Source organism: Burkholderia sp. AcTa6-5, from assembly GCF_017815075.1.
In the GTDB taxonomy this organism is placed as follows: Bacteria; Pseudomonadota; Gammaproteobacteria; order Burkholderiales; family Burkholderiaceae; genus Burkholderia; species Burkholderia sola.
Window position 1 is genome coordinate 89722 of record NZ_JAGIQE010000003.1, and the last position, 13719, is coordinate 103440.

9 protein-coding genes are annotated in these 13719 nt (G+C 68.5%); 5 read left to right on the top strand and 4 right to left on the bottom strand.

All coding sequences use genetic code 11. The annotated features are described in order from the left end of the window. Positions 1–48 precede the first annotated feature (48 nt). Positions 49–1800 (bottom strand): lipid A export permease/ATP-binding protein MsbA, encoded by a 1752-nt coding sequence (gene msbA, locus J8I33_RS05505; protein ID WP_050016372.1) that lies wholly within the window; start codon positions 1798–1800, stop codon positions 49–51. Positions 1801–2024: 224 nt separating this feature from the next. Here msbA and J8I33_RS05510 point away from each other — a divergent pair, with 224 nt between their 5' ends. The 3 genes from J8I33_RS05510 to J8I33_RS05520 all read left to right on the top strand — a co-directional run bounded on the left by J8I33_RS05510 (position 2025) and on the right by J8I33_RS05520 (position 5153). Beyond that, positions 2025–2777 (top strand): glycosyltransferase family 2 protein, encoded by a 753-nt coding sequence (locus J8I33_RS05510; RefSeq protein WP_209933776.1) that lies wholly within the window; start codon positions 2025–2027, stop codon positions 2775–2777. Between the two features lie 120 nt (positions 2778–2897). Further along, entirely contained in the window at positions 2898–3740 is an 843-nt protein-coding gene (locus J8I33_RS05515) for a glycosyltransferase (RefSeq protein WP_209926922.1), read from the top strand. A 132-nt stretch (positions 3741–3872) separates the two neighbouring features. Continuing rightward, entirely contained in the window at positions 3873–5153 is a 1281-nt protein-coding gene (locus J8I33_RS05520; RefSeq protein WP_124637625.1) for an O-antigen ligase family protein, read from the top strand. 138 nt (positions 5154–5291) lie between these two features. Here the strand turns inward: J8I33_RS05520 and J8I33_RS05525 are convergent, their stop codons facing one another. From J8I33_RS05525 to dnaE, 3 genes are all read right to left on the bottom strand, one after another. Next, positions 5292–6470 (bottom strand): glycosyltransferase family 9 protein, encoded by a 1179-nt coding sequence (locus tag J8I33_RS05525; protein ID WP_050016362.1) that lies wholly within the window; start codon positions 6468–6470, stop codon positions 5292–5294. Positions 6471–6619: 149 nt separating this feature from the next. Beyond that, positions 6620–7708 (bottom strand): glycosyltransferase family 9 protein, encoded by a 1089-nt coding sequence (locus J8I33_RS05530; protein WP_124594815.1) that lies wholly within the window; start codon positions 7706–7708, stop codon positions 6620–6622. Positions 7709–8019: 311 nt separating this feature from the next. Beyond that, positions 8020–11553, bottom strand: coding sequence for a DNA polymerase III subunit alpha (dnaE, locus tag J8I33_RS05535; protein WP_209933778.1), 3534 nt, complete (start codon positions 11551–11553; stop codon positions 8020–8022). Between the two features lie 216 nt (positions 11554–11769). Here dnaE and J8I33_RS05540 point away from each other — a divergent pair, with 216 nt between their 5' ends. Together J8I33_RS05540 and gluQRS are read left to right on the top strand one after the other, a co-directional pair. Continuing rightward, a complete protein-coding gene (locus J8I33_RS05540; protein WP_209926926.1) occupies positions 11770–12624 on the top strand; it encodes a sulfurtransferase in 855 nt (284 codons plus the stop codon). Positions 12625–12659: 35 nt separating this feature from the next. Then, positions 12660–13556, top strand: a complete 897-nt coding sequence (gene gluQRS / locus J8I33_RS05545) for a tRNA glutamyl-Q(34) synthetase GluQRS (protein WP_209933780.1) — start codon at positions 12660–12662, stop codon at positions 13554–13556. The last annotated feature ends 163 nt before the right edge of the window (positions 13557–13719 follow it).

Sequence of the window (13719 nt, forward strand, 5' to 3'; positions counted from 1 at the left end):
GGGCTTGCCCGATGAAGACTAGCACACGGCCGGCCGCATGACCGCGCGTCACGCCGCCTGCTGCTGGTACTGGATCCGGTGCAGGTGCGCGTAGAGGCCGCCGTGGCGCAGCAGTTCGTCGTGGCTCCCCTCCTCGACGATCTTGCCGGACTCGAGCACGAGGATGCGGTCCGCGCGCTCGATCGTCGACAGCCGGTGCGCGATCACCAGCGTCGTCCGGCCTTCCATCAGCCGCTCGAGCGCGGCCTGCACGTGGCGCTCCGACTCCGAATCGAGCGCCGACGTCGCTTCGTCGAGGATCAGGATCGGCGCGTCCTTGTAGATCGCGCGCGCAATCGCGAGCCGCTGGCGCTGGCCGCCGGACAACCGCATCCCGTTGCCGCCCACCAGCGTATCGAGCCCGTCGGGCATCGCGGCGACCGCATCGGCGAGGTTCGCGGCCTCGAGCGCGGCCTGCACGCGCGCGCGGTCGGGCGTCTGCCCGTAGGCGACGTTCGCGGCGATCGTGTCGTTGAACAGCACGACGTCCTGGCTCACCATCGCCATCTGGCTGCGCAGCGCGTGAAGATCGTAGTCGGCAACCGGCACGCCGTCGACCAGGATCGTGCCGTCCGTCGGGTCGAAGAAGCGCGGCAGCAGGTTCACGAGCGTCGTCTTGCCGCTCCCGGACGGGCCGGCGAGCGCGATCATTTCGCCCGGCGCGACCTTGAACGAGATGCGGTCGAGCGTCGGCCGCTCGGCCGCGCCGTAATCGAACGACACGGAGCGGAACTCGATCTCGCCGCGCGCGTGCGACAGCGGCCGCCCGCCGCCTTGCGGCTCGGCCGGCTCGTCGATCAGCCCGAAGATCAGCTCGGCGGCCGTCATCCCGCGCTGCAGCGGCTGGTTGACGTCGATCAGGTGCTTGAGCGGCGAGATCACCAGCAGCATCGACGTGACGAACGCGACGAAGCCGCCGACCGTCGTCTGGTCGTTCGACGACTGCACGACCGCGATCGTGATCACGACCGCGAGCGCGATCGACGCGAGGAACTGCGTGAGCGGCTGCGCGAGGCCGCCCGAGATCGTCATGCGCATCGCATAGCCGCGCAGGCGCTTGCTCATCGTCGTGAAGCGGTCCATCTCGTACGCTTCGCCGTTGTGCACCTTGACGACCTTGTAGCCGCCGACCGTCTCCTCGACGATGTACGACAGCTCGTTGGTCAGCGTCTGGTGCTCGCGGTTCAGGCGGCGCAGCCGGCGGTTGATCTTGCTGACGAGCCAGCCGATGCCCGGCAGGATCACCGCGACGATCAGCGTGAGCCGCCAGTTCAGGTAGAACAGGTAGCCGAGCAGGAAGATCACCGTCAGCGAGTCGCGCACGAGCGTGACCATCACGCCCGTCAGCACCGACAGGATCTGGTTGACCTCGAACACGATCGCGTTGATTACCGTGCTCGCGGTTTCGCGCTGGAAGAACGACGCGCCCGTGTGGAGCATCCGCTGGAACATTTCGAGCCGCAGCTGCAGCAGGATGCGGTTCGATACGTAGTTGAGCAGGTAATTCGACGTGTACTGCGAGACGCCTCGCACCAGCGCGAGGCCGATCACCGCGATCGGCACGTACCATTTCGCGCTGTCGCTGCCGTGCGAGCCGAAGCCGTGGTCGAGCAGCGGCTTGAGCAGCGCCGGAATGCCGGCTTCGGTGGCCGCGACGACGCCCATCGTCATCACGGCGAGCACCACGATGCCGACGAGCGGCCGGATGTACGGCCACAGGCGCTTGAGGACCGTGAGCGGCGACGTGCCGGTGCCGTCCATCGGTTTGCGAAGAGTGTTCTGGGTTTCCAAGGCAATCCTTCTTGAGCCGCGATGCGGCGCCCGGCGCGTGGCCGCCCGGGTGTGCGCCCCGTCGGGCGGGTGCCGGAAAGGGCTCAACATTATAGCTGCACCGCCCCCGCGGGCACGCCCGTCGCCGATGCGGGCCGCGGCCGGGCCGAAGGTATACTGCCGCTCACCGTTTTCTCCGCCTTTCCGACGATTTCATGGCTGAACCCTCCCTCGGCGTCGCCCTCATCGCCCTCAACGCATCCGCGCGGCTCGCGCAGTGTCTCGATGCGCTGTCGTTCGCCGACGACGTCGTCGTGATCGACGGCGGCAGCACCGACGATACCGTCGCGATCGCGCAGGCGCACGGCGCGCGCGTGATCGTCGAGCGCGACTGGCCGGGCTTCGGCCCGCAGAAGAACCGCGCGCTCGACGCGCTCGGCACCGACTGGATCCTGTCGCTCGATACCGACGAAATCGTCACGCCGGAACTCGCGCGGTCGATCCGCGACGCGATCCGCGCGCCGGCCGCGCAGGTCTATGCGCTCGACCGGCTGTCGAGCTTCTGCGGCAAGTGGATCCATCACAGCGGCTGGTATCCGGACTGGGTGCCGCGGCTGTTCCGGCGCGGCACCGCACGGTTCTCGGACGATCTCGTGCACGAGCGCCTCGTATTCGATACCGCCGCGCAGCGCCTGACCGGCAAGCTGATGCACTACTCGTACGAGGATTTCGAAACGGTCGTGCGCAAGCTCGACGCGTATTCGACGGCCGGCGCGCGCCAGCGCCGCGCGGCCGGCCAGCGCGGCGGCTTCGGCAAGGCGCTCGGCCGCGGCGCGTGGGCGTTCGTGCGCACCTACGTGCTGCGGCGCGGGTTCCTCGACGGCCGCGCGGGCTTCATGATCGCGGTGTTCAACGCGGAAACCGTGTACTACCGCTTCCTGAAGCTCGGTCACGAGCCGACCCGCTAGGCACCCGCCCGGTGCGCGATCGGCACGGCGTTACAATGCCGGGTTGCGCGCACCGTGCGTGCCCGCCCGAGCGGCCGCGCTGCGCGCCGCCCGTCACGACGACCACCGAATCCGACCGCCATGTTCTCCATCATCATCCCGACCTGGAACAACCTGCCGTACCTCAAGCTCGTCGTCGACAGCCTGCGCCGGCATTCCGCGTACGACCACCAGATCATCGTGCACGTGAACGACGGCTCGGACGGCACCCTCGACTGGGTGCGTAACGAAGGGATCGAACACACCGCGTCGCCGACCAACATCGGCATCTGCCATGCGGTCAACCTGGCCGCCGCGCGCGCCACGCGCGACTACGTCGTCTACATGAACGACGACATGTTCTGCTGCCCGGGCTGGGACACGGCGCTCGTGCGCCGCATCGAACAGATGCCCACCGACCTGTTCATGCTGTCGGGCACGATGGTCGAGCCGGTCGACACGCGCAACCCGTGCGTGGTCGTCAGCAATTTCGGCCGCGACGCCGAGCAGTTCGACGCGGCGGGCCTCGTCGCCGCGACTCCGAAGCTGGTGCGTGCCGACTGGCTCGGCTCGACCTGGCCGCCGACGCTCGTGCACCGCGACTGGTGGAACCGCATCGGCGGCTACAGCAGCGAGCTGTCGCCGGGCATGAGCAGCGACAACGACTTCTCGATGAAATTCTGGGACGCCGGTTGCCGGATCTTCGTCGGCGTCGGCGACAGCCTCGTGTACCACTTCCAGCAGAAGAGCACCGGCAAGATCGTCAAGAACGACGGCCGCCGCCAGTTCCTGAACAAATGGGGCATGACGCAGGCGACGTTCGACCGCTACTACCTGCATCGCGGCGAGCCGCTCGGCACGCAGATCGCGCTCGATACACCGGTGGTGGAAGGCCGCCTCAAGCGCGCGCTGCTGCGCTCGCGGATCAAGCGCGCGTTCATCTGATCCCGCCCCGAAAACCGCACGGAAACCTGCCCTGCTTCGCGTATACTGCGCCGTTCGTCCCGGGTCTCTCGCCGGGATAAGCGACGCGGCGCAGATGCCCGCAAGCCGCATTCGTCCATACGACAGGTTCCGATGCTTTCGTTTTCCGCTCCCGCCACGCGGCGCCTGACCGCCGCCCGCGCATTCGCCGTCGCCGCGCTCTGCATGGTGCCCGTTTCGACCGCGCTGACCAACGTGTTCTGCGGGCTGTTCGCCGCCGCGCTCGTGATCTCCCCCGAGTTCTGGCGCGACCTGCGCTCGTTCGTCGCCGACCCGGCTTCGCTCGCGGCGCTGCTGATCCTGGCCGCGCTGGCCGCGAGCGTCACCTATACGGTCGCGCCGCACAACAAGGCGTGGAACTGGGTCGCGAAGTACGACAAGCTGCTGCTGCTGCCGTTCGCCGTGCTCGCGTTCCGTCATTCGAACTGGGCGCCGATCGTGCGGCGCTGCTGGTTCGGCACGCTGTGCGTGATCCTGCTGCTGTCGACGACCAACTATCTCGGGCTCACCGCGATCGGGCCGGCGTATGCGACCCAACTGCCGCTGTCGCGCGCGTGGGTGTTCAAGAACCACATCGCGGCCGGCATGTTCGGCGCGCTGCTGTTCTACCAGGCGGCCGATCTCGCGCTCGCGGCCCGCACGGCGCTGTCGCGCGCCGCCTGTGCGGGCGTCGCCGCGTGGTCGCTCGTCAACGTGTTCGTGATGCTGCAAGGACGCACGGGACAGGTCATCGCGCTGCTGCTGATCCTCGTCGTCGCGGTGCGTTTCGTGCTGTTGCTGCGCCGGCAGTCCGCGCTGCGCGCGGGGCTTGCCGCCGGCGTGCTCGTCCTGGCGGGCGTCGCGCTCGTGGTTGCTGCATGCACGGTCCACAACGGCCGGCTGACGAAGGTCGTGACGGAAGTGCAGCAATACCGGCAGAGCGATGCGGCCACGTCGACCGGGCTGCGCCTCGAGTGGTACAAGAAGGGGCTGGAGCTGTATCGGCAGCGCCCGGTGATCGGCTACGGTGCGGGCGGCCTCGAATCCGAATTCGAGAAGCTCACGGCCGGCAAGACGGCCGCCGAAGGGCAGCTCACGTCGAACCCGCACAACGAATACCTGCTGATGGCCGTGCAGCTCGGTACGATCGGCCTGCTGCTGTTCGTCAACCTGATCGTGCAGATCGCGCGCGGCAGCCGTACGCTCGATCCGCGCTCGCAGCACTTGCTGCTCGGGTGGCTCGCGATCTTCGCGATCGGCAGCCTCGCGAATTCGCTGCTGCTGGATTTCGCCGAAGGGCACTTGATCGTGCTGCTGGCCGGCATCCTGCTCGGTTGCGGCGAACGCGGCGAAGCGCTGCCGCGCGAAACGTCGGCGATCCGGCGCAGCGTGTAACGCACGCCGGCATACGTTCCGCTGCCCTGCCCGGCCGGGTTCGGGGCAGCGGACATCCACCGCCGATGCGGGCGAGCCGCGCGGCTCTCCGCGAAACACGCCCCCTGCGAACGAAGAAGAACGCGCGCTTGCCGCGCGTCAGTCGGATCCGGTGCGGTGCAGCCGCGACGTGTCGACGACGATGTCGGCCGGGCCCGGCGGATTCAGCCCGAGCATCTCGGCTGCCGCGGCCTTCACGCGCTGCGCACTGAGATGAACGAGGCAGTCGCTGCGGCTGTCGACATGACGCTCGCAGCCTTCGTGCCGGCACGGCACGCAGTCGCCTTCCCCTTGCAGCAGCCACACGTTCCCGTGCCGGCCCGAGCCGCGCAGCGACCACGGATTCTCGGTCGCGGGCCAGTGCTGCGGCCACGGCCCCCAGCGCACGGGGTCGGACGGCCCGAACAGCGCGATCGTGTCGGTGCCGGTCGCGGCCGCGACGTGCGTCGCGCCGGTGTCGGGCCCGATGAAGAGCCGCGCGCGCCGCACGAGCTCCGCGCTCTCGCCGAACGTCAGGCGGCCGACCAGGTTCAGCACGTCGCCACCCGCCTCGCTCGCGACCTGCTCCGCATACTCGCGCTCGCGATCGGCCGGGCCGCCCGACAGCGCGACCGCGAAGCCCTGCTCGCGCAACCAGCCGATCATCTCGACCCAGCCGTCGAGCCGCCATTGCTTGTAGCGGAACATCGGATACGGATGCAGCACGACCAGCGGCTTGCCGGCGCGGATCGCGGGCGACTCGGCGAGCCACGCGTCGAAACGTGCGCGCCGCGCGGGATCATCGCCGATGCCGGGCGCGACGACCTCGGACACCGGCTCGATGCCGATCACCGGCGCAAGCGCGAGCGTACTGACGACCGTATGTGCGGATTCATGGTGATTGATCGCGATCCCGTTCAGCATCATCCGCGTGAGCCACGTGACGCGGTTCGGGTCGACGAGGCCGACCCGCTTGCGGCCGGCGAACCAGCTGTAGAAACGCGGCCGGTCGGAACTCAGCGCCGCGCACGCGAGATCGTAGCGGCGCCACATCGACAGCGCGTCGCGCAGCCGCTCGCCGAACCCCGCGCGCTGCGCGACCACGATCACGCGCCGCACGTCCGGATTGTGCTCGAGCACGCCCTCGGTGCCGCGAAACACCAGCATGTCGATCTGCGCGTCCGGCCAGCGGGCCTTCAGCGACCGGACGAGCGGTGTCGTCAGCAGCACGTCGCCGATACGGCGCGGCGCGGCAACGAGGATGGTTCTGGGCGGACGGGCGGAGGAAAACAGGGCCACGGTGATCGTCTGGCTGGCTGAACAAGGCTGGCAATGTACAGGATTTTGCAGCAGCCGGCGCGGCATCGCGCACCGGCCGCGCAGGCTGCCGCGATGCGGCCCCGCCGGCGCAGCGTCGTGCGGGACGCGGCCGCACGACGCGCCCGGCGCTACGATGCGATCGGCGCGATCGCAGGTGACGTGGCGGCGGCCGGTTGCGCGAGCGCCGTACCGGCCGCGGCTTCGTCGCGATGGCCGGCCTGCGGCAGCAGGTGGCGCACCGCGCGCTCGACCGCATCGATACCGATCGCGTCGACGGTCGGGCCCGCGCGCAGGATCACGTGCGGCACGCCGAGCGGATGCCAGCGCAGGTATTTCTCGGGACGATCCTCGAACAGGGCGGCCACCGGTACGCCGAGCGCCGACGCAAGATGCACGGGCGCGCTGTCGGCCGAGACGATCGCATCGAGCAGGCTCGCGGCCGCCACCAGCTCGGCGACCGACGAAGGTGCGACATGCCGTGCATTCACGTCGCGCCACAACTCGCCTTCGGCAGCGTGGCCGATGGCCGGATCGCGAAACACGATCACGTCGGCGACCGGTGCGAGGCGCTCGCCGAGGTCGCGCCAGCGGTCGGCGGGCCAGCGGCGCTCGACCGCCTTGTTCGACACGAACAGCCCGACGCGCGGCTTCATGCGCGCGCCGAGCAGCCGATGCCACGTTTCCTGCAGCGTGCGATCGGGATGCACCGACAGCGCGAGGCGATCGAGATCGGCGCAACCGAGTTCGGGCACGAGCCGGAAGCCCGACAACGCTTCGTGGCACATCGGCCGCCGCGCGACATGCTCGGGCTTGCGATCGTCGAATTCGGTCTCGGCATCGTGCCAGCGGCAATCCTTCGCGCGAAGCTGGCGCGCGAACTGCATGCTGCTGCGATGCATGCCGCCGTTCGGCACGATCACGAGGTCGAACCGCAAGCGGCGCAGACGGCGCACGAGGCGCAGCCGGTCGAGGAATGCGCGCATCCGGCCGGGACGATCGTTGCGCTCGCACTGGCGGCTGTACACGTAGGTGTGGATCGTATCCACGTCCGGGTTTCCGGCCAGCGCGGCCGCGTTGTAGCGGTTCGCGACCACATGCAGCTCCGCGCCCGTCCAACGCGCCTTCAGCGCGCCGAGAAACGCCGTCGTGCACAGCATGTCGCCCAGAAAATCAATCCGGATCACGAGGATCCGCTGCGGCGGGTTTCCATTGGCCATGGTCATGTGGGGACAATCAGTTTTTATCGTCGCGACGGGCCGTTCCCCGGCATCCTGGTCCGAGGGCTTACCGTGCCGCGCGCTGCCGCACGCCGCACGGATCCCGCCCCTGTTTACGCGCGCTACCGGCGCTGCTCGCCATGCGAACCCGCGGCACGCGTCGCGTTCGGACGGTCAGCGCGGGATTGTATAGCGTCCGGATGGCCAGCCCAAGACCCCGGCTGCCGCCACACGTAAAAACGGCCCGCCGCATCGCACGATGGCGATGCGGCGGGCCGCCTCTGCGCGACCGCCGCCGAAGCGGGGCGCGGTCAGTACGTGATTTCGACGACGCTGCCGTCGAACGCCGCGCGCAGATCCGCCAGCAGCACGTCGCTCGGCTTCACGCGCCACGCGTCGCCCAGGCGCATTTCGCCTTGCGCGCGCGCGTTGCTGTAGTGGATCTGGACGGCAAGCCCGTTCGGCAGCGGCGCCGGCGGGCGCCGACCGCCATCGCGCCCCCCGCCGCGCGGCGCGGGCGCTTCGACCACGTTCGCCGCGGCCGGATCGTCGTTCGACACGTGCGGCTCGAGCACGCGGCGCAGCGCGAGCGCGTCGGCGTTGCCGTTCATCGTCAGCCGCACGGCCTGCGCATAGCGGCTGCGGGCGCGTTCGAGATCCATCACGGTATCGGCGGTGAAGCGAATGCCGCCGGTAAACGCGTCGTTGCGCGCCTGCCCCTGCACGATCAGCAGCTCGTCTTCCTTGAACAGCGCCTTGTTCGCCTCGAACTGTTCGTTGAAGATCGTGATCTCGCACTGGCCGGAGCCGTCGTCGAGCAGCGCGATCAGCATCTTGCCGCGCTGGGTCATCTGCGTGCGCAGCGACGCGATGATGCCGGCGACGAGCTTGTCGCGCCCTTCCTTCAGATCGCCGACCTTCTGTCGCACGAAGCGGCGCACTTCTTCGCGATACGCGTCGAACAGATGACCGGACAGGTAGAAGCCGAGCGCGGCCTTTTCTTCCTGCAGGCGGCGCTTGTCGTCCCACGCGGGTTCGTCGACGAGCGCGTGCGCATGCGGCGACTCGGCGCCCATGTCGAACAGCCCGGCCTGCATCGCGTTCGCTTCGGCCTGGTCGGCCGCTTCCATCGCGAGCGGCACCGACGCGATCAACTGCGCACGGTTCGGGTTCAGCGAGTCGAACGCGCCGGCGCGGATCAGCGCCTCGACCGTGCGGCGGTTGACGACGCGCCGGTCGATCCGTTCGCAGAAGTCGAACAGGTCGGTGAACGCCTTTTCCTCGCGCGCACGCAGGATTTCCTCGATCGCGTTCTGGCCGCTGCCCTTCACCGCGCCGAGCCCGTAGCGGATCGTGCGCGAGCGCTTGCCGTCGGCTTGCGCGACCGGCTCGAACCGGTAATGCGACTGGTTGATGTCCGGCGGCAGCACGGCGAGGTTGTTCACGACGCAGTCGTCGAACAGGATCTTCACCTTGTCGGTGTCGTCCATCGCGAGCGTCATGTTGGCCGCCATGAATTCGGCCGGATGGTGCGCCTTCAGCCACGCGGTGTAATACGCGAGCAGCGCATACGCGGCCGCGTGCGACTTGTTGAAGCCGTAGCCCGCGAACTTCTCCATCAAGTCGAAGATCTCGTCGGATTTCTCGCGCGTGAGGCCGTTCTTCGCCGCACCCTCGGCGAAGATCTCGCGATGCTTGGCCATCTCCTCGGGCTTCTTCTTGCCCATCGCGCGACGCAGCAAGTCCGCGCCGCCGAGCGAGTAGCCGCCGATGATCTGCGCCATCTGCATCACCTGCTCCTGATAGACCATGATGCCGTAGGTCTCTTTCAGGACGGGTTCGACGCGCGGATCCGGATAGTCGACCTTCTCGCGGCCGTGCTTCCGTGCGCAGAAGCTCGGGATCAGGTCCATCGGGCCCGGACGGTACAACGACACGAGCGCGATGATGTCCTCGAAGCGGTCGGGCTGCGCATCCTTCAGCATGCCCTGCATCCCGCGGCTTTCCAGCTGGAACACCGCGACCGTGTTGGCCTTCTTCAGGATCTGGAACGACGCCGGATCGTCGAGCGGCACCTGCGCGAGCGACCAGTCGGCCTTCGACGGATCGAGGCGGCGGATGTAGCGCTCGGCCCAGTCGAGGATCGTCAGCGTCGTGAGGCCCAGAAAGTCGAACTTCACGAGGCCGACGGCTTCGACGTCGTCCTTGTCGTACTGGCTGACCACGCCGCCGTCGTCGCCCTGCGTGTACAGCGGGCAGAAATCGGTCAGCTTGCCGGGCGCGATCAGCACGCCGCCCGCGTGCATCCCGACGTTACGCGTCAAGCCCTCGACGCGCTGCGCGAGATCGAGCAGCTGGTGGACTTCGTCCTCGTGGTCGTAGCGCTCCTGCAGCTGCGGCTCTTCCTTCATCGCGTCGGCAATCGTCACATGCTTGCCGGGCTTGAACGGAATCAGCTTCGCGACGCCGTCGGTGAACATGTAGCCGAGGTCGAGCACGCGGCCGATGTCGCGCACGGCCGCCTTCGCGGCCATCGTGCCGAACGTGGCGATCTGCGACACGGCGTCCGCGCCGTATTTCTCCTTCACGTACTGGATCACGCGATCGCGGCCGTGCTGGCAGAAGTCGATGTCGAAGTCGGGCATCGACACGCGTTCCGGGTTCAGGAAGCGCTCGAACAGCAGGTTGTAGCGCAGCGGATCGAGGTCGGTGATGCCGAGCGCGTACGCGACCAGCGAGCCGGCGCCCGAGCCGCGGCCCGGGCCGACCGGCACGCCGTTGTTCTTCGCCCAGTTGATGAAGTCCGCGACGATCAGGAAGTAGCCGGGAAAGCCCATCTTCGTGATGGTCCCGCACTCGAACTCGAGGCGTTTGTAGTACATGTCGCGCTGCGCGTCGCGCTCGGCTTCGACCGGATACAACTGCGCGAGGCGGGTCTCGAGCCCTTCCTTCGACAGCTGGACCAGGTAGTCGTCGAGCGACATGCCGTCCGGCGTCGGGAACAGCGGCAGTTTCGGCTTGCCGAGCTCGAGCTTCAGGTTGCAGCGCTTCGCGATCTCGACCGTGTTCGCGATCGCCGACGGCAGGTCGGCGAACAGCGCGGCCATGTCGTCCTGCGTGCGGAAATACTGGTCGGTCGTGAAACGCTTCTGGCGCCGCGGGTTCGCGAGGATGTCGCCTTCCGAGATGCACACGCGCGCCTCGTGCGCGGTGAAATCGTCGTCGGTCATGAACTGCGTCGGGTGCGTCGCGACGACCGGCAGCTTCAGCGACGCGGCGAGCGTCGCGGCCTGCTGGATGTATGCCTCGGCGCCCGGCTGGCCGTAACGCTGCAGCTCGATGTAGAAGCCGCCCGGAAACACCCGCGCCCAGCGCTCGGCGTGACGGCGCGCGGCTTCTTCGTTGCCCGCGGCCAGCGCGAGCCCGATATCGCCCTGCTGCGCGCCCGACAGCGCGAGCAGCCCCTGCGCGAGCTCGCCGTCGAGCCAGCTCGCGTCGAGTTCCGCGCGGCCGCGGTACTGGTTCGTGAGCCACGCCTTCGACAGCAGCTCGCAGAGATTCAGGTAACCGACCTTGTCCTTGACCAGCAGCAGCAGCCGCGACGGCTTGTCGCGGTCGTCCGGATTGGCAATCCAGACGTCGCAGCCGGCGATCGGCTTGATGCCCTTGCCGCGGGCTTCCTGGTAGAAACGGACGAGACCGAATGCGTTGCCGAGATCGGTGAGCGCGAGCGCGCCCTGACCGTCCGCGGCGGCCGCCTTGACGATGTCGTCAATGCGCACGATGCCGTCGGCGATCGAGAATTCGGAGTGAACGCGAAGATGGACGAAGCGAGGATCTGACATGGGCGCTATTGTAGCCGCCTCGCCGCGCAGGCTGCCCAAAAAATGCCCGTTTTGGCCGTTCGGCCGATGCACGCGGCGACGCGTCGCGCGGCTGGCCGATCGGCCGGATACCGATGCCCGCGCCGTTTGCGGGATAATACGGTTTTTCGAATCAACGCCCCGGCTTCGCACCCTTTTTTGCGGGCCGCCGTGCGGCCGTTTTCCCGTCGGACCATCATGACCATCGTCAACCTCGCCGCCTACCACTTCGTGTCGCTCGACGCGAACGAGCAATGGCGTCCGCTCGTCACCGCCCGCTGCAACGAACTCGGCCTGCGCGGCACGATCCTGCTCGCGCCGGAAGGCATCAACCTGTTCATCGCCGGCACGCGCGAAGCCACCAACGCGTTCATCGCGTACATCCGCCACGATCCGCTGTTCGAAGGCAAGTTCGCGACGCTGCAGTTCAAGGAAAGCCTGTCCGACTCGCAGCCGTTCCGCCGCATGCTCGTGCGCCTGAAGCGCGAGATCATCACGATGAAGAAGCCCGCGATCAAGCCGGAACTCGGCCGCGCGCCGTTCGTCGATGCGCGCACGCTGAAGACGTGGCTCGACCGCGGCCACGACGACACGGGCCGCCCGGTCGTGATGCTCGACACGCGCAACGCGTTCGAAGTCGACGTCGGCACGTTCGACAACGCGCTCGACTACCGGATCGACAAGTTCAGCGAATTCCCGGAAGTGATCGACGCGAACCGCGCCGATCTCGAAGGCAAGACGGTCGTGTCGTTCTGCACCGGCGGCATCCGCTGCGAGAAAGCCGCGATCCACATGAAGGAAATCGGCATCGACAACGTGTACCAGCTCGAAGGCGGGATCCTGAAGTACTTCGAGGAAGTCGGCGGCGCCCACTATCACGGCGACTGCTTCGTGTTCGATTACCGCACCGCGCTGAATCCGCAACTCCAGCCCACCGAGAACGTCACGTGCTTCGCGTGCCGCGCGGTCGTCACGCCGGAAGCGCAACGATCGCCGAGCTACGTGCCCGGCCAGTCGTGCCCGGCCTGCGCGCAGGCAGCCAGCGCCGCGTAACGGCGCGCCTCCCCCCGTCTCACCGCGCCCCGCCGATGAACCCCGGCTATCGCGGCCGCTTCGCGCCCTCGCCCACCGGGCCGCTGCACTTCGGCTCACTGGTCGGCGCGCTCGCGAGCTGGCTCGACGCACGCGCGCACGACGGCATCTGGCTCGTGCGCATCGAGGATCTCGACGGCCCGCGCACGGTGCCCGGCGCAGCCGACGACATCCTCGCAACGCTCGCGCATTTCGGGATGACGCCCGACGAACCGCCCGTCTGGCAGAGTACGCGCGACGCGGCCTACGCGACCGCGCTCGAGCGGCTCGTCGCGGCGGGGCGCGTGTATCCGTGCGGCTGCACGCGCAAGGAAATCGCCGATTCGCTGCGCACCGCGCATGAACGCCACACGACGCTCGCGTATCCGGGCACCTGCCGCACCGGCCTGCACGGCAAGCCTGCACGCGCATGGCGGCTGCGCGTGCCGGACGGCAGCGACGCGGTCGTCACGTTCGACGACCGCTGGCAGCACACGCAATCGCAGAACCTCGCGACCGAAGTCGGCGATTTCGTGCTGAAACGCGCGGACGGCCAATGGGCGTATCAGCTCGCGGTCGTCGTCGACGATGCCGACGCCGGTATCACGCACGTCGTGCGCGGCGCCGACCTGCTCGATTCGACCGCGCGCCAGATCTATCTGCAGCGCTGCGTCGGCGTGCCGACGCCCGCATACCTGCACGTGCCGGTCGTCGTCGATGCGAACGGCGAAAAGCTCAGCAAGCAGACGGGCGCGACGGCGCTCGAGCGCCACGATCCGCTGCCGGCGCTGCGGGCGGCGGCAGCGCATCTCGGTCTGGCGGAAGGCGGCGATCTACCGGGCCATACGATCGACGCGTTCTACGCGGCCGCGACCGACGCGTGGGCACGTCGCTTCGGGCCGCGCGCCGGTTGAACCGCCTGCGCGACACCGGCCCGTAGCGACTGCGTTCCGGCATCCGTCGGCGGCGCATCCGACCGCATGAAAGCGTGACGGAAGCCGGAGCACCTCGTCCGCTGCGACACCGCATCAAAATATCCAATCCCGCACGCGGCAAGCTTTCGCGGCCGCGCGCACG